General features: G+C 61.4%; 15 protein-coding genes. 4 read left to right on the top strand and 11 right to left on the bottom strand.

All coding sequences use genetic code 11. From position 1 onward, the window contains the following. Positions 1 to 47: 47 nt before the first annotated feature. From tolB to LCW13_RS08785, 10 genes are all read right to left on the bottom strand, one after another. Positions 48 to 1,340 carry a Tol-Pal system beta propeller repeat protein TolB gene (gene tolB / locus LCW13_RS08830; protein WP_225348077.1) on the bottom strand — a complete coding sequence of 431 codons (1,293 nt, stop codon included), beginning with the start codon at positions 1,338 to 1,340 and terminating at the stop codon, positions 48 to 50. Then, positions 1,337 to 2,536: a cell envelope integrity protein TolA gene (gene tolA / locus LCW13_RS08825; RefSeq protein ID WP_225348076.1), complete on the bottom strand. Its 1,200-nt coding sequence runs from the start codon at positions 2,534 to 2,536 to the stop codon at positions 1,337 to 1,339. Before tolA ends, tolB begins: the two co-directional genes overlap by 4 nt. A gap of 3 nt (positions 2,537 to 2,539) precedes the next feature. Further along, complete coding sequence (gene tolR / locus LCW13_RS08820; RefSeq protein WP_054556687.1) at positions 2,540 to 2,986, bottom strand: protein TolR; 447 nt, start codon at positions 2,984 to 2,986, stop codon at positions 2,540 to 2,542. 14 nt (positions 2,987 to 3,000) lie between these two features. Further along, entirely contained in the window at positions 3,001 to 3,678 is a 678-nt protein-coding gene (tolQ, locus tag LCW13_RS08815; protein WP_107336548.1) for a protein TolQ, read from the bottom strand. Between the two features lie 135 nt (positions 3,679 to 3,813). Beyond that, on the bottom strand, positions 3,814 to 4,248 hold the full coding sequence (ybgC, locus tag LCW13_RS08810) for a tol-pal system-associated acyl-CoA thioesterase (protein WP_131432032.1): 435 nt from the start codon (positions 4,246 to 4,248) through the stop codon (positions 3,814 to 3,816). Continuing rightward, positions 4,245 to 5,288, bottom strand: a complete 1,044-nt coding sequence (gene ruvB / locus LCW13_RS08805) for a Holliday junction branch migration DNA helicase RuvB (protein WP_225348075.1) — start codon at positions 5,286 to 5,288, stop codon at positions 4,245 to 4,247. The genes ybgC and ruvB overlap by 4 nt, the downstream gene beginning before the upstream one ends. Positions 5,289 to 5,528: 240 nt before the next feature. Further along, positions 5,529 to 6,143 (bottom strand): Holliday junction branch migration protein RuvA, encoded by a 615-nt coding sequence (gene ruvA / locus LCW13_RS08800; protein WP_043333607.1) that lies wholly within the window; start codon positions 6,141 to 6,143, stop codon positions 5,529 to 5,531. A 312-nt stretch (positions 6,144 to 6,455) separates the two neighbouring features. Beyond that, positions 6,456 to 7,034 (bottom strand): crossover junction endodeoxyribonuclease RuvC, encoded by a 579-nt coding sequence (gene ruvC / locus LCW13_RS08795; protein ID WP_043333606.1) that lies wholly within the window; start codon positions 7,032 to 7,034, stop codon positions 6,456 to 6,458. A 280-nt stretch (positions 7,035 to 7,314) separates the two neighbouring features. Further along, positions 7,315 to 9,102: an aspartate--tRNA ligase gene (gene aspS / locus LCW13_RS08790; protein WP_225348074.1), complete on the bottom strand. Its 1,788-nt coding sequence runs from the start codon at positions 9,100 to 9,102 to the stop codon at positions 7,315 to 7,317. Positions 9,103 to 9,249: 147 nt separating this feature from the next. Next, entirely contained in the window at positions 9,250 to 9,474 is a 225-nt protein-coding gene (locus tag LCW13_RS08785; RefSeq protein ID WP_043333602.1) for an FmdB family zinc ribbon protein, read from the bottom strand. 319 nt (positions 9,475 to 9,793) lie between these two features. Between LCW13_RS08785 and LCW13_RS08780 the strand changes: the two genes are divergently transcribed. Further along, the gene (locus LCW13_RS08780; protein WP_318527687.1) at positions 9,794 to 10,846 is read left to right on the top strand and encodes a D-2-hydroxyacid dehydrogenase; all 1,053 of its coding nucleotides are present in this window, start codon (positions 9,794 to 9,796) and stop codon (positions 10,844 to 10,846) included. A 123-nt stretch (positions 10,847 to 10,969) separates the two neighbouring features. Here the strand turns inward: LCW13_RS08780 and LCW13_RS08775 are convergent, their stop codons facing one another. Then, positions 10,970 to 12,886, bottom strand: coding sequence for a PDC sensor domain-containing protein (locus tag LCW13_RS08775; protein WP_225348073.1), 1,917 nt, complete (start codon positions 12,884 to 12,886; stop codon positions 10,970 to 10,972). Between the two features lie 170 nt (positions 12,887 to 13,056). On the opposite strand from LCW13_RS08775, the gene LCW13_RS08770 reads away from it, so the two are divergent. The 3 genes from LCW13_RS08770 (at position 13,057) to LCW13_RS08760 (ending at position 16,610) form a co-directional block, all read left to right on the top strand. Beyond that, a complete protein-coding gene (locus tag LCW13_RS08770) occupies positions 13,057 to 13,977 on the top strand; it encodes a ribokinase (RefSeq protein ID WP_225348072.1) in 921 nt (306 codons plus the stop codon). Positions 13,978 to 14,096: 119 nt separating this feature from the next. After that, a complete protein-coding gene (locus tag LCW13_RS08765; RefSeq protein WP_225348071.1) occupies positions 14,097 to 15,050 on the top strand; it encodes a nucleoside hydrolase in 954 nt (317 codons plus the stop codon). A 405-nt stretch (positions 15,051 to 15,455) separates the two neighbouring features. After that, positions 15,456 to 16,610, top strand: a complete 1,155-nt coding sequence (locus LCW13_RS08760) for a bifunctional nicotinamide-nucleotide adenylyltransferase/Nudix hydroxylase (protein WP_107334817.1) — start codon at positions 15,456 to 15,458, stop codon at positions 16,608 to 16,610. The last annotated feature ends 27 nt before the right edge of the window (positions 16,611 to 16,637 follow it).

The raw sequence follows: 16,637 nt of genomic DNA, 5'->3' as shown, positions 1-16,637 counted from the left end.
GTACGAATGCCAAGCCTTTCTTGGTGGCTCAGTTGCATTCTAGTGGTTTAGTTCAGGAACGGCGACCACGCAGGTTCACGCACGTCGCCTTGTGCTGACGGCAGGGAGAATTGTGCCCTTCCGTCTGCCGACACCTGGCCCAGGACCCCGCGGGTTCCTTGCTGAGTGGCATATATCACCATAGTGCCATTCGGCGCAACACTTGGTGATTCATCCCACTGAGTATCGGTCAGGGAGGTAACCCGACCGCTCTTCAGATCTTGCTTGGCAACCTGATAACCGTTGCCTGCGCGGTTGATCATGAACAGGTTCTCTCCATCGGGTGAGATGCGCCCGCGGGAGTTGTAATTGCCGGTATATGTCACACGTTCCGTGCCGCCGGACAGATCAAGACGATAGATCTGTGGGGAGCCTGCACGATCAGAGGTGAACACCATACCGCTGCCATCCGGCAACCAATCCGGCTCGGTATCGATCGCAGGATTGTTGGTCAGACGCTGGAACTGACGGCTGGCAATATCCATCACATAGATTTCCGGCTGGCCATCCTTTGACAATGCCATTGCCAGTTTACGTCCGTCCGGCGACCAGGCCGGGGCACCATTGATGCCTCGGAAACCTGTCAGTTTTGCACGACGGCCACTGCCCAATTCCTGCACATAGATAGCGGGACGTTCGGCTTCAAAACTGACATAGGCCAGCTTCTTGCCATCCGGCGACCATGCCGGTGACATGATCGGCTCATCGGAGGCCAGAATCTCCTGACTATTGTGGCCATCTGAATCCGCCACGTACAGGGCAAAACGAATATTGTCGCCAACACCATTGGCGGTAATGTATGCGATTTTTGTCGAGAAAGCACCGCGAATTCCAGTGATTTCCTCAAATATTTCATCGCTCATATAATGGCCACGCGCGCGCAGCTCACCATTGCTTCCGGTGATGACTTCGCCAAGCATGCGCTTGTTACCCAGCACATCCATCAGCTCATACTGGATGCTATAACCGCCATTGCTGGCCGTCTTTACCTGACCCACCACAAGGTAACTGGCCCCCAGGCGCTTCCAGTCATTGACGAAGACGTCCTGGGTCGTACCCGGCAACGCGATCAGATTGTCGCGCTTGATCGGCTCGAACTGGCCACTGCGCGCCAGGTCATCGGAGATGATGCGTGCGAGGTCCTGCGGCAGACTTCCCCCTGTCAGATTCTCGAACGGCACGACAGCGATAGGTGTGGCGCTGTCATTGCCCTTGGTGATCTCGATGGTCAGGTCAGCTCTTGCCAGGCTGGTCACTGCCAGCAAGGCGGCTGCCATCATCCATGCGGTCAATCGTCTCATCGGCCCAGGTCCTCTGGATTGAAGTACAGGTTGAAGTTTCGGAACTGGCTCTTGGCGCCAGCCGGCAGGTCCTGCATCTCGGTAAACGGCGCGGCTTTCTGGATCGCCTGAATCGCGGAGCGATCAAAGGCGGCGTTACCACTGCTCTTGCTGACCGCTGCCGATACCAATTCGCCTGTCGGCAACAATGACACTCTCAGCGTGACCGTCATACCGGGAACGGAGCCCGAGGGCCGATTCCAATTCTGTCCGACATACTTCTTGAGCAGGTTCTCGAAGCTGTTGGCTGCCTGAGCGGCCTGTTTGGCGCCGCTGATGGCGTCGCTTTCATTGTCTATCAGGCTATCCAGCGAGCCGGCAGAGGCCTGCGCCGCTTTCTCGGCAAGTGCCTTCTGGCGTGCGGCTTCAGCGGCCGCCTTCTTGCGCGCTTCTTCCGCCGCCTTGGCCTTGGCTGCCTTCTCCTTGGCGGCCTTGTCGGCTGCCGCCTTGGCCTCCTTTTCCTTCTCGGCCTTCTCCGCTGCTGCCTTGGCCTTGGCTGCCTTTTCGGCTTCCGCCTTCTTGGCTTCAGCGTCTGCCTTGGCCTTGGCGGCCTTTTCCGCTTCGGCTTTCTTGCGCGCTTCTTCTGAGGCTTTTTCCTTGGCGGCCTTTTCGGCTTCCGCCTTGGCCTTGGCCACCTTCTCGGCTTCCGCCTTCTTCAAGGCATCGGCCTTGGCCTGCTTTTCCGCCTCGGCTTTCTTGCGATCAAGGGCAATCGCCTTGGCTTCCTCTGCACGCCTGGCCGCTTCTGCCTTGGCCTTTTCGGCCGCCGCCTGCTCAGCCTTCAACTGCTCCGCCGCCTTGGCCTGCTCAGCCGTCCTTTGCTGTTGCGCCTTCTGGGCTGCCGCCTTTTCCTCGGCGGCGCTGCGTTGCTGTTCCGCTGCAAGCTCTGCCTCTCTGGCCGCCTCTTCCTTGGCGCTCTGGCGCTGATCGGATTCTTCGGCCGCATCACGCGCCTTGCTGGACTTCGCCTGCTGGGCCTGATTGGTCGTGGTCTCGGTACTGACCAGTGTCGCGTTGACGATGGTGGTGTTGGTCTTCTCCGGTTCGGATTCTGGCCAACTCACCAGAGTCAGAATCAGGATGCCCAGGTGCAGGCCAACGGCCAGCACCACAGGCAATCCCAACCCGACCCGCTGTTCTATCTCTGGCTGACTCATCCATCAGCCCTCGGTCGGTGGTTCTGAAATCAGCCCGACATTGGGAACACCGGCACCCTGCAGCGTGCTCATCAGCCCCATGACATCGCCGTAGGGCGCCGTCTTGGCACCCTTGACCAGCACGGGCGTCTTGGGCTTCTCGGCCACGATGGACGCGACCTTGCTGCCCAGTTCGTCCAGCGCCACCGGTGTGCGCTTGTCTTCATCCGACCCCAGATCGATGTAGTAATTGCCGCTGTCGTCCAGCGAGACGATCAATGGCGTCACATCATCGGGATTGTCGATCGGCTTGGAGGTGACTTTGGGCAATTCGACCTGAACCCCCTGCGTCATCATCGGCGCGGTGATCATGAAGATGACCAGCAACACCAACATGACGTCGATGAAGGGCACCACATTGATCTCGGAGGACAGCTTGCGCTTGTGGCCTCTGCTATACGGTCCTTTCATTGACTCGCCTCCCTTCAAGCGTCGTTGCTGCCACGACCGTGCAGATTACGATGCAGAATGGAGTGAAGTTCTTCGGCGAAGTCTTCATAGCGACCCAGCAGCTGATCAGCACGGCTGGCCAGACGGTTGTAGAAGATGACGGCCGGGATTGCCGCGAACAGGCCCATGGCGGTCGCGACCAGTGCTTCGGCAATCCAGGGGGCGACGGTGGTCAGAGTTGCCTGTTGAGCCGTACCCAGTGCCTGGAAGGAGCCCATGATGCCCCACACGGTACCGAACAGCCCGACATAGGGGCTGACGGAGCTGACCGTGGCCAGAAACGGCAGGTGAACGTTCAGGCGCTCTTCTTCACGTGACAGCGTGACGCGCATGCTGCGTTGCACACCATCCATCACCGCATCGGCATTGCTGGACTTGGGCTTGAGGCGGCTGTACTCGCGGAAGCCGGCACGGAAGACGCCAGAGGCGCCCGGGGTGGATTCTTCATCCGTCGGCAATTCACGATAGAGGTGATTGAGGTCGACCCCGGACCAGAAGCGCTTTTCAAAGGCCGCGTAAGCCTGCTTGGCACGGGACAATGCCATCCCGCGCTGAAAGATCACCACCCAGGATGCAATGGAAGCTGCCAGCAACAGCAACATGACTGCCTGAACGACCAGACTGGCGTTCACGAACAGCGAAATGATCGACATCGAATCTTCCACGGAAATCCCTCTTTACTTGGTTCAGTCTGTGCCACCGTCAATCAGTGACACGATAAATAATCTGTTCATCAGCCTGGCGTCTCGGCACCTGACTGGCAGCGGCCTCATCTGCGCCTTGTGATCTCAGACCTCAAGAGCCGCAAGCAATTCCCCGGGCCAGCGTCTGGGGCGCAAGGTCGTGGCATCGACGCAAGCGATCACGACTTCCGCTTCACTCAAGATCTGCTCACCGCGCAGCGCCTTCTGGGTGAACGTCAAGCGTGCACCGCGCAAGGCGCCTGCCGTTGCCGTCACGGTCAGCAGGTCATCCAGATGCGCAGGACGAAGATAACGATTTGTTACACTGTGTACTACCAACTGAATGCCTTTTTCAAGCAAGGCTTGCTGCGTGAAGCCCTTCGCTCGCAACCATTCACTGCGCGCGCGCTCCATGAAGCGCAGATAATTCACGTAGTAGACGATGCCACCGGCATCAGTATCCTCGATGTAGACGCGCACAGTGTGGTGAAAACATGCCGCTTCACCCTTCAACGTATTTCCTGCGCCTTCAGATGTCATGACGCGTCATTTCCTTCCTGCCCCAGCCGCACCTGCTCTTCACGCGGGGTGATCCCGAAGTGCAGATAGGCCGAGCGTGTGACCAGACGCCCACGCGCCGTGCGCATCATGAAGCCCTGCTGAATCAGATAGGGCTCCAGCACATCCTCGATGGTATCGCGCTCTTCCCCGATGGCCGCCGCCAGTGAATCGACCCCGACCGGCCCGCCATCGAACTTCTCGATCATCGCCAGCAGCAGTCGACGGTCCATGTGATCCAGGCCGTGGCTGTCGACATTGAGCATGTTGAGCGCCTTGTCGGCCACTTCCAGCGTCAAGCGACCATCCGAGCGCACTTCGGCGAAGTCACGCACCCGGCGCAGCAGGCGATTGGCGATACGCGGCGTGCCGCGGGAACGACGCGCTATCTCCAGCGCCCCTTCCATCTCGACTTCCATGCCGGAAAGCCTGGCACTGCGCGCCACGATGTCGGTGAGTGACTCGATATCGTAGAACTCGAGGCGCTGGACGATGCCGAAGCGATCACGCAGCGGCGCCGTCAGCAGCCCTGCACGCGTCGTCGCGCCGACCAGGGTGAATCGTGGCAGCTCAAGCTTGATCGAGCGGGCCGCGGGGCCTTCACCGATCATGATGTCGAGCTGGTAATCCTCCATCGCCGGATAGAGCACTTCCTCGACGGCCGGTGACAGGCGGTGAATCTCGTCGATGAACAGGACATCGCCTTCCTGCAGGTTGGTCAGCATCGCTGCCAGATCCCCTGCCCGTTCCAGCACCGGCCCCGAGGTCGACTTGATATCGACACTCATTTCGCTGGCGATGATATGCGCCAGCGTCGTCTTGCCGAGGCCGGGCGGGCCGAAGACCAAGGTGTGATCCAGACTATCGCCTCGTCCTCGCGCGGCACTGATGAAGATTTCCATCTGCTCGCGGACGATAGGCTGTCCGATGTAGTCACTCAGCGTGCGTGGCCGATTGGCGCGATCGATCCGCTCTTCCGGATCATGCGTCGCCGCGGAGATCAGTCGGTCCGACTCCATCATGATGCTTGCTCAACTCCTGATGACGCAGGTCACGCATATGACGCGGGTCATGGGCCATGAACGTGCGTCAGTGGCAGGTGGCAAGGTTTGCCAGGGCGGTGCAACGATCTAGCGCATCTGCGTTCAAGCGCGCACTTTCTACCCCAGTAACCTGCCAACCCCTAGTCAATAAATCCAATCACGATGCGCCGTTTCCTTCACGGAAACTATAGGGCGCATGTTTGCTGCCCTGGCAAGGCTTCAGCTGGCCATCTTGCGCGCCAGCGCCGCCTTGATGAGCGCTTCCGTGGAGGCGCCGGTCTCGAGCCCCGAGAGCATCTTGGCCGCCTCGACAGGCTTGTAGCCCAGAGACACCAGCGCGGCTTCGGCATCCGCCAGAGGATGGGTGACCGGCGGTTGCGGCTGGGAGGCACGCGCCATTTCATCCAGCCCATCATCCGCCGGCAGCGTCCAATGCTTAAGGCGATCACGCATCTCGATGATCAGGCGATCCGCCGTCTTCTTGCCGACGCCCGGCAGACGTGTCAGCGCTCGGCTGTCTTCGTCGTGAACACAGCGAATGAAATCGGATTGCTCCATTCCCGACAGAATCGCCAGCGCCAGACGCGGGCCGACACCGGAGATCTTGATCAATTCACGGAACAGACGACGCTCGGGCTCCTTGCCGAAGCCATACAGCAACTGCGCGTCTTCGCGCACCACCAGGTGGGTGTAAAGCTGGCAATGTTCGCCCACGGCCGGCAAGCCCAACAGGGTGTTCATCGAAGCTTCCAGTTCATAACCGACACCCTGTACGTCAAGCACCAGCTGCGGCGGTTGTTTTTCCAGCAATGTCCCGGTCAGGCGTCCAATCATGTTGCGGCTGTCCTTGCTCGGCAGAGAACGTGTTCGGTGGGATCGTGCTGCTCACAGACCCGATTCTCTGCACGGATTGTTACAATGCGGGCAAGCCTACCAAAGATGAAGCGTAGGCGGCATGTCCCAGTGTCACGACGAATTTGTCGCATCTTTCTGACAGTCATACCTTGGGTGATGGCACGAAGCCTGATGCCACGCGGCTTGGCGCATCACTCAATCGGCTGCTGCCAGGCTCGGCAGACACTCTACAAGTGACTGAAAAATCGCTATTAATTGAGCACAATACCGCATTTGTCGCTCAGCGGCATGTCAGGCGTCGGGCTCGAAGTCTCGCCAACTGCTGCTACGCCGTACACGGGTTCCCTTGCGTCGACTGGTGTTCCCCAACCCCAAGGCTTCCAGCTGGTCATTGCCGGGCGTCAATCGTCGACGCGCGAAACAATGCGTCAAGGCGATGGCCAGCGCATCGGCGGCATCGGCCTGCGGCGTGGCGGAGAGCTTGAGCGTATGCGTGACCATATGCTGCACCTGAGACTTCTCGGCGGCACCGGTACCGGTCACGGCCTGCTTGATCTGCCGCGGCCCATATTCGAACACCGGCAAGCCGTGATTGGCCGCACACACGATGGCAGCCCCGCGCGCCTGGCCCAGCTTGAGCGCCGAATCGGCGTTCTTGGACATGAAGACCTGCTCGATGGCGAATTCCGCGGGGCGATGCAGGGCAATCACCTCGCTGATACCGGCATAGATCTGCGCCAGGCGCTGATCCAGGCTGACCTGTGACATGCGTATGCAGCCACTGTCCACATAGCGAGGCTGAGCCGCAGAGACATCCAATACCCCATACCCGGTCAGACGTGAGCCCGGGTCGATGCCAAGAATGATCATGCTGCCGCCTCGTCTCTCACACCTTCCACCTTTGCTGTCGTCATCGCGCCATCGCCCTTACTGTGTATATAACCAGCCACCATGCCACAAAAAAGGCGGTGCGACACTGCCATTGCCTGACGTGAACGCCAGCAAACAGTCTCGCACCGCCTTGTCGGGCTTGCTCGCCCCCTCGCCTACCAGGCCAAAGGGACAAACCTGCCACTGCGGGACCGCCCTTGTCTGATCGAATCAGTCCAGACGGCCCCACCAGTCACTCTCTCGGTCATGCGCCGCTGAATCAGGCCTGACCGCTTTCGTCCTCGACCTTGACCTTCTGACGCAGACGGATGTTCAGCTCCTTGAGCTGCTCACCGCTGACCACGCCCGGGGCGTCGGTCATCATGCAGCCGGCGCTCTGGGTTTTCGGGAAGGCAATCACTTCACGAATGGTCTTGGCGCCGGTCATCAGCATCACCAGACGGTCGAGACCGAAGGCCAGACCACCATGGGGCGGCGCGCCGAACTTCAGGGCGTCGAGCAGGAAGCCGAACTTCTCTTCCGCTTCTTCTTCACCGATGCCCAGCACTTCAAACACGGTACGCTGCATGGCCTGATCGTGGATACGGATGGAGCCGCCACCCAGCTCGGTGCCGTTGATGACCATGTCGTAGGCGCGAGACAGTGCCGCTTCCGGGTTGGCCTTGAGCTCTTCCGGCGTGCAGGACGGCGCGGTGAACGGGTGGTGCAGCGCGCTCAGGCGGCCGTTGGCATCGGCTTCGAACATCGGGAAGTCGACGACCCACAGCGGTGCCCACTCGCGGGTGTAGAGGTTGAGGTCTTCACCCAGCTTGACGCGCAGCGCACCGATGGCCTCGGCCACGATGTTGGCCTTGTCAGCGCCGAAGAACACGATGTCGCCATCGACGGCGCCACAGCGGTCCAGCACTTCATCCACGACGTCTTCCATGAACTTGACGATCGGCGACTGCAGACCCTCGACGCCCTTGGCACGTTCGTTGACCTTGATCCACGCCAGGCCCTTGGCACCGTAGATGCCGACGAACTTGGTGTAGGCGTCGATTTCCTTGCGTGACAGGCTGGCACCGCCCGGCACACGCAGTGCGGCGACACGGCCCTTGTCGTCCTTGGCCGGGCCTGAGAAGACCTTGAAGTCCACGCCGCTCATCAGGTCATCGACATCGACCAGTTCCAGCGGGATACGCAGGTCCGGCTTGTCGGAACCGAAACGGCTGATGGCCTCGGAGTACGGCATGGTCGGGAAGTCGCCCAGCTCGACATCGAGCACTTCCTTGTAGAGGCCACGGATCATGGTCTCGGTCATGCCCATGATGTCCTGCTCGTCGACGAAGCTGGCTTCGAGGTCGATCTGGGTGAACTCCGGCTGACGGTCAGCACGCAGGTCTTCATCACGGAAGCATTTGGCGATCTGGTAGTAACGATCGACACCGGCGACCATCAGCAGCTGCTTGAACAGCTGCGGAGACTGCGGCAGTGCGAAGAAGCTGCCGGCGTAGGTACGGCTCGGCACCAGATAGTCACGTGCGCCTTCCGGCGTGGCACGTGTCAGGATCGGGGTTTCGATGTCGAGGAAGCCCAGGGCTTCGAGTTGGGCGCGCACGCTGTGAGTGATGCGCGAGCGCAGACGCAGCTTCTCGATCATGTCGGGACGACGCAGGTCGACATAACGATACTTGAGGCGAACTTCCTCACCGACCTTGTTGTGGTCGTCGAGCTGGAACGGCGGCGTCTGTGCGGTGTTGAGCACTTCGACGTCCTTGGCCAGCACTTCGATCATGCCTGTCGGCATGTTCGGGTTCTGGGTGCCTTCCGGGCGCAGACGGATACGGCCCTTGATACGCAGCACGAACTCGCTGCGCGCCTTGTCGGCAGTGGCGAAGGCATCGACGGTGTCCGGATCGACGACGATCTGGGCGATGCCATCACGGTCGCGCATGTCGAGGAAGATGACGCCACCGTGGTCGCGACGGCGGTGCACCCACCCGCACAGAGTGACATCCTGATCGATCAGGGTCTCGTTCAGTTTGCCGCAATAGTGGCTGCGCATGTTGATTCCTTGTTGCTCAAATTCATGATCGACGCGCTGATGCGCATCTGTCTCAGAGGGCCTGCCGTTGGCGATGAGGGTCAAGGGTACCCGCTGGGCGCCCTTGACCCTCATCACGCTGATGCCTGACGCACTATCCCAGCTGTGTCAGGCGGTGCTGTCGCTACCACCGGCCAGATTCTTCTTGCTGCCGGACTTGAAATCCGTCTCGTACCAGCCACTGCCTGCCAGACGGAACCCGGCGGCGGAGACCAGCTTCTCGAGCTGGTCCGTCTTGCATTCCGGGCACTCCGTCAGCGGCGCAGCGCTGATCTTCTGCAACTTGTCCATCCGATGGCCACAGGCCTTGCAGTGGTATTCATAGATCGGCATGGTTTTCTTTCCTGACAATACTGGTCACGGGGCTGTCTGAGCACCGTGAACCATGACAATGTTATGCCTTGCGGCGCGTCTTGCGTTCAGCGCACCTGCGGCCCCAACATGAGAGCTTTCGCAAGCACCAGCAAGAGACGCCTACAATAAGGCCAGTTGAGCGGCTTTCAAGTCAAAGCGAAAGGGGCACATTATAGCGTGCTCGGCCCCGTGCGGGGCAACACCCAAGCACAAACCGGCCCAGACGCTACGTACTCGTCATTTCCGGGCCAGCCTTTCTGTCTTCCTATCTATCTTCCTACGCCATCATGAGGCACCTATGTCCGATCACGATCGTACTGCGCAGTCTCCCTCTCATTCTTCCACGCCCGCTTCCTCTCAGTGTGAACCTGCCTCGTCCACCAGCGCCCCGCAGGCCGTCATGCTCGATGCCGGCTCCGTCGGTGACGGACTGGACTTCTCGCGCCTCGAGGCCCGCCTGGAAGGGTTGGTCTGCCATGACGCGACCGCGCCCGAGGAAGTGGTGCCGCGGCTGAGCGGTGCCTCCATCGTGCTGGTCAACAAGGTACGCATCGAGGCGCACCACATGGATGAGCTGCCGACCCTCAAGCTGATCGCGGTGATGGCGACCGGCACCAACAATATCGACATGGCGGCCGCCGAAGCACGTGGCATTCGGGTCATGAACGTCAATGCCTACGGCACTCACTCGGTGGCGCAGCACACCTGGATGCTGCTGCTGGCACTGGCAGGCCGCCTGCCGGAATACCAGACCGACATCGCCGCGGGCGAGTGGCAACGCAGCCCGACCTTCTGCCTGATGGGCCGCCCCGTGTTACAGCTGTCCGGCAAGCATCTGGTCATCATCGGCAAGGGAGAGCTGGGCACTGCGGTGGGCAGGCTGGCCGAGGCGTTCGGCATGCGCGTGACCTTTGCCGCCCGTCCGGGCACCGCCCCCACCGCCGAGCGCCCCGCGCTGGAAAGCCTGCTGCCCCGGGCTGACGCCATCAGCCTGCACTGCCCGCTGACCCCAGAGACGCAGCATCTGATCGACGAGCAGGCGCTCGCCGCCATGAAGCCCGGTGCACTGCTGGTCAATTGCGCCCGCGGGGGCATCATCGACGAAGACGCAGCGCTGGAGGCACTGGCCACCGGACAACTCGGCGGCCTGGCGGTGGATAGCCTGCCGGAGGAGCCGCCACGTGAAGGCCACTCGCTGCTCTCGGCCCTGGAAAGCCAGCACCATTCGGCGAGTGCCCCCTTGAACCTGATCGTCACGCCGCACAATGCCTGGATCAGCCAGGAGGCGCGCCAGAACATGCTCGATCTCAGTCTGGCCAATATCGAGACATTCCTGAGCGAACACGCCTGACACGGCCACAGCCTTGCGGTGACAGACACTGACGCCGAGTGGCAGGTGTGAGCGGCACGTCACGAAAAAGCCCCCGAACCGGCATATGCGCCGAGTCGGGGGCTTTTTCGTTAATGTCCAGCATCAGCGTATGCGGATATGCATGCCCGCCGCCTTGAGGGCGTTGCCTTCAGCGTCCCACGACACCACACGACCGCGTGAGCTCAACAATACCCACCGGGTGCCGCTCGCTCGCTCGCCGTCCTCATGCTCACCGCCATCGTCAGCGCTCAGGCTCCGCTGTTGCAGGAACTTGTCGCCAGCCTTGCCTGTGGCGTCCGCCATGCCTGCCTCGTTCATTCCCATCGCCTCGATCTGCTGAAGGTCCTCTTCCTGCGGCGCACGCATCCGGTACTGGCACTCACAGCTTTCGCCATAGGTAGTGATGATCTTGTGTCTGAGCGCATGTACCTGCTCGAGATCCTCCGGGTGAATCAAGCGATCGAAGTCCATTTCGCGCATCGCCAACGGCTCGTGGCCCGAAGCGCCGAGCATCTTCCAGAGATTGGGGTGGATCTGGACGATGCGCTCAGGAATGTCCATTTCCCACAGGCTATCGCCACTGGCTTCGAGGGAATCCAGCAAACGACGCTCGCTGGACTGCAGTTCCTTCTGGGTCTGGCGCAGCCGCTGATACATCTCTTCGGCGGTGGCGTTGGCATCATCCAGCTCGACGATGCCACTGCCACCCGCGGACTCGACTTCCGCGCCCATGCCGATGCGATGCAGTCGCTCACGCAGCTCGGCCAGCGGCACCGAGAGGCGACGGCTGATGTGGTGCGTGCGCCAGCTCATGAGAATGAAAAAGGTGAAATAGAACAGGATCAGGCCACCGACCAGCGCCATGCCGACCAGCTGGAAGTTGCGCCCGATCTCGGCGGTACGAAAGAAGACGGCGCTCTCCTCGACCATGCTCAACATGATCCAGCCATTGCCCGGCAAGCGCTCCCACGCCACCTTGTAGGGTGCCCCCGCCACATTGACGCTCTCCAGGCCACGCCGCTGCTCGAGGATTCGGGGCGCGAGTCTCTTGAAGACGTCATGACCTTTCAGCTCCAGCTGGGCGGGCCGAATGACATCCTCTTCCTGGAGGTCATTGGCATCGGGAATCTCCAGCGGCAGCAGCGACAGCAACTGCTCACCGGCCCGCGGGACGGCGAGTGAGCGTCCCTCGGCATCAAACAGCATCGCGAAGCCTTTCCAGGGCAGCTCCATCGCCAGCACCTGATTGACGATCACGTCCAGGGTCATGTCGACGCCGGCGACGCCGAGAAACTCACCTTGCTCGGAATAGAAGGGACTGACGGCCGACGTCATCCAGCCATTGCCGGCCGGGTCTTCGTAGATGTCGGTCCAGATGGTGTTTCGCGAGGGATTTTCCTCTGGCGCGGCCAGATAGAAGAAGGAGAAGTCACGACAGTCGTGGTCGGCTGGCACCAGCGAGGCCAGATCGACATAGGGGAAGAGGCGGACATAGCAGTCGGCCATCGCGACGAAGGACTGCACCACGGCCGAGTGAGAGGACACGACACTGCGCATGATCGGGTCGACCGCCGTCATGCGCAGCGCCATGGGAATGTCCTGCTCGAGGCCTGGCAAGGCGGGGTAGAAGCCGCTGCCCTGATTGTCCGCCGTCTGCTGACTGGCCCAGACACCGCTGGGCAGGCTTGCGTGACGGGCAACCTCGCGCGCCGCTACCCCGGTACCGGCGTCGCCCATGGCCAGTTCGCCTGCCTGGGCACCGAGCCCGCGCGACAGGTTCTGGACTTGCTCCAGTTGCTGGCTGAGTGAATTGGCCTCCCGCAGCATCGCCAGATTGAGCTCACTGCTCGACTGGGATTGCAGATAATTGAGGTTGGCATCACGAATCTCGTCATTGGACACGAAATACACCGCCACCAGCGCGGTCTCGACCAACAGCAACGGAATCATGGTACTGGTGAAGAGCGCTCGCCAGACCCACTTCTTGATCGTGACGGCGGGTTGCTTCGACTCCGACATGGGCGACTATCCTGAATCCAGCGAGATGACAGGAAGTATGCACTTTCTCTTGCGTTCCAAGAGGCTAATAGCTTCAACGCTTAAACATGACCTGAAGGTCAGACCTTGGTGATACGACTGGGGACAGGCGGCCAAGGCTTTGCTAGGATGCTCGCCCCCAAGGAGGCTGCATGCTTTACAACTACGGTTCTATCAATATCGATCACGTCTATCGGGTACCTCACCTGGTACGACCGGGTGAAACCCTGGCGAGTCTCTCCTACCGTCAGGTACTGGGTGGCAAGGGTGCCAACCAGTCGCTCGCGCTTGCGCGCGCCGGAGGCGACGTCACGCACTGGGGCCGCCTTGGCAACAGTGATCGCTGGGCACTTGAGCCGCTGGAAAGCGCCGGTGTCATCACCTCGCAGGTCGAGCTCAGCGCCAGCGCCAGTGGCCACGCCATCATCCAGGTGGACGACCACGCCGAGAACAGCATCATTCTGCATCCGGGCGCCAACCACGGCTTCACCGATGAACATCTCGCGACGCTGTTCTCCGGCGTGACGCAGGGAGATTGGCTGCTGCTGCAAAATGAGTGCAACGCGCTGGGCAAGGTCATCGAGCTGGCGCACGCCAAGGGCATGAAGATCGCCTTCAATCCGGCCCCGATGGGTGCTGATGTCCTGCGCCTGCCGCTGGAACACTGCCAGGTGCTGTTCCTCAATCGCGGTGAAGCGGCACAGCTGGTCGAGCTGGAAGAAAGCACACCTGTCGCCACCCTGCTCGCCGCGCTGCACTCTCGCCTGCCTGACACCGAAGTGGTCATGACCCTGGGCAGTGAAGGCGTCTGCTACCAGCTGGGGGAACAGCGCATCCAGCTGCCGGCGCACCGCGTCAATGCCGTGGACACCACTGCGGCAGGCGACACCTTCATCGGCTATTACCTGGCAAGCCAGATCGAAGACCAGAGCATCGAGGAAAGCCTGCGTCGTGCCAGCACTGCCTCTGCTTTGTGCGTGAGCCGCGAAGGCGCAGCGCCGAGCATTCCGCTGGCCAGTGATGTCGCGACTGCCCTGGCCGAATGGCCGACGCTCGACGTCCTGAGCAACTGAACAACTGAGCTACCTGCACGGGACACCACCACGTGTTCCGTGCCGTGCCCGTGTCACCTCATGGGCGCCCTGTTGGCGTAACGCCCTCTATTGCAGGTCACTTCTTTCACGAGGTCAGCATGAAAACACCGATTATCTTTGATACCGATCCGGGCGTGGATGATGCCCAGGCGATTGCCATCTGTCTGGCGCATCCGGACATCGAATTCCTCGGCATGACCACCACCTTCGGCAACGTCACCATCGAGACGGCCACCTCCAACGCCCTGCTGCTGGGCGAACTGGCGGGTCAGGAGATTCCGGTCGCCCAGGGCGCTGCCCAGCCGCTGGTCAAGGACAAGTTCCCGGCGCCGGCGCACATCCACGGCGCCAATGGCCTGGGCAACATGGAGATCCCGGAGCCCAAGGGCAAGGCGCTGCCCATCAGCGCACCGCAGTTCATCGTCGAGCAGGTCAATGCGCGTCCGGGCGAGATCACCCTCGTCGCCGTCGGCCCGCTGGGCAATCTGGCCACCGCACTGCAGCTGGACCCGAGCATCATCAGCAAGGTCAAGCAGGTCGTCATCATGGGCGGCTCCATCCGTGAAGGCGGCAACGTCTCACCGGTCGCCGAAGCCAACATCTTCAATGACCCGCATGCCGCCGCCAAGGTGCTGACCGCCGGCTGGCCGCTGACCATGGTCGGTCTCGATGCGACGCATCGCTGCGTGCTGTCTCCGGCCCATGTCGAGCGCATCCGCGTCGCGCAAGGCGCACTCGGCGAAGTGCTGTCCGGCAGCTATCAGTTCTACAAGGCCTTCTATCAGGAAGCGCGTGGCATCGATGGTTGCTGCCCGCACGACAGCTGCGCCCTCGCCTGGCTGATGAAGCCGGAGCTGTTCACTACCGAGCGCGGCCACCTGAATGTCGAAGTCGAAGGCTTGGCCGAAGGTCAGACGCTGTTCGCCCCTGAGGGTCGAGAATTCCTCGGCAACCAGTGGTCCCAGACGCCGCTGGTCGACGTCTGCGTCAATGCCCAGGGCGACAAGGTCGTGGAGTGGATCACCGACGTGCTGACCGCCAAGGCGTCCTGATCCCGCGCCCGGCAGGCCCGCCGGGGCCTGCCATCGGCCTTGCCAACAAACCGAGCCAACGCCCGTCAGCGTCATTGCTGGCGGGCGTTGTCTCGGTTTGTGCATTCGCGCTTGTTCACTTTCCCCTTTCCTTCCTCCTTCCTCCTTCCTCCTTCCTCCTTCCCTCTTCTCCTCTTTGGCGTCTCTCCTTTACCGCAACGGCCTTCCCACGCCCCGAACACCGGGAAGTTGCTAGGTTATGGAGATTCTTTCATCAAGATAACGGGATAAACTATTGACTACCCCTTACCAGACGAGAGTGGATGGCAAGCCGTTCGGCGCATGCACATAATCTGATACGCTAGCGGAATCTCACTGGGCAAGCGCCTCATACGCCGCCCCATCCTGCCTGCCACGGAGCTCATCATGCCTTCGACGACAACGTTGCCCTCTGCACCCGCTGCAACGCTTCGCACTCAGGATTCTCCCGCGATCGCCGACACCCAGTACGACTGCCTGGTCTTCATCGGTCGCTTCCAGCCCATGCACCATGGCCATGTTGCCGTGATGGAAGAGGCCCTGCGCCTCGCACGGCAGGTCATCGTGCTGGTCGGTTCTGCCTGGCAGGCACGTTCACTGCGCAACCCGTTCACCTTCTCTGAACGCACGCGCATGATCCGCAGTTGCTTTGACGATGCCGACAATGCGCGCCTGGAAATCGTGCCGTTGCTGGACGCCCTCTACAACGACGATGTCTGGGTACGTGATGTGCAGCGCAAGGTACGCGATATCGCGCGTCCGCAGGCCAACCGGATGCCGAGAATCGCGCTGATCGGTGCCAATCGTCGTGACAGCAACAGCCAGTCAAGCTACTACCTGAGTCTCTTCCCGCAGTGGGAGTCGGTAGCGGTGCCACTGCGCGAGGGGATGGAGGCCAGCCGTATTCGTGAGGTCATCTTCACCGAGCGCGCCCGTGCGGAGGATTGGCTGGACAACGAGGGGCTGGAGCTGCTGCCACCGCCGGTGGCTCAGCATCTGCATGGCTTCCTGGATGAGACCGCGTGGCAAGGGCTGGTCGAGGAACGCCGCCTGCTGGAGCAATATCGCGCCGCCTGGAGCGATGCGCCCTACCCGCCACTGTTCATCACGGTCAACGCCGTGGTGGTGCAGTCCGGCCATGTGCTGCTCACCACACGTCGCGCGGCACCCGGCAAGGGGCTTTACGCCCTGCCCGGCGGCTTCGTGCAACCCCAGGAGCGCCTGCTGGATGCCTGCCTGCGTGAGCTCAAGGAGCGTGTGCGCCTCAAGGTGCCGGAACCGGTACTGCGTGGCTCTTTGCGCGGACAGCGTCTGTTTGACGCGCCACATCGCAGCTGGCGCGGACGCACCCTGGCAGAGGCCTTCTACTTCGCCCTGCGCCCGGAGCAGCAGCTTCCCAAGCTCAGAAGCGGCGGAGGCGAGAACGAGGAGCAGGCACGCTGGGTCGCACTGGCGGATCTGGAGCCCGACACTCTCTTCGAGGACCACTTCTTTATCATTCAGAATTTCCTCGGCCTGCATGCAGGCCAAAGCAGTTTCTGACTTCCCGGAACGGCCCATGCAGGCGCT

The sequence above is a fragment of the Cobetia amphilecti genome (genome assembly GCF_020217465.1).
Classification (GTDB): Bacteria; Pseudomonadota; Gammaproteobacteria; order Pseudomonadales; family Halomonadaceae; genus Cobetia; species Cobetia amphilecti.
The sequence above is the reverse complement of the archived record's forward strand: the minus strand, read 5'-3'. Positions and strand labels throughout refer to the sequence as shown.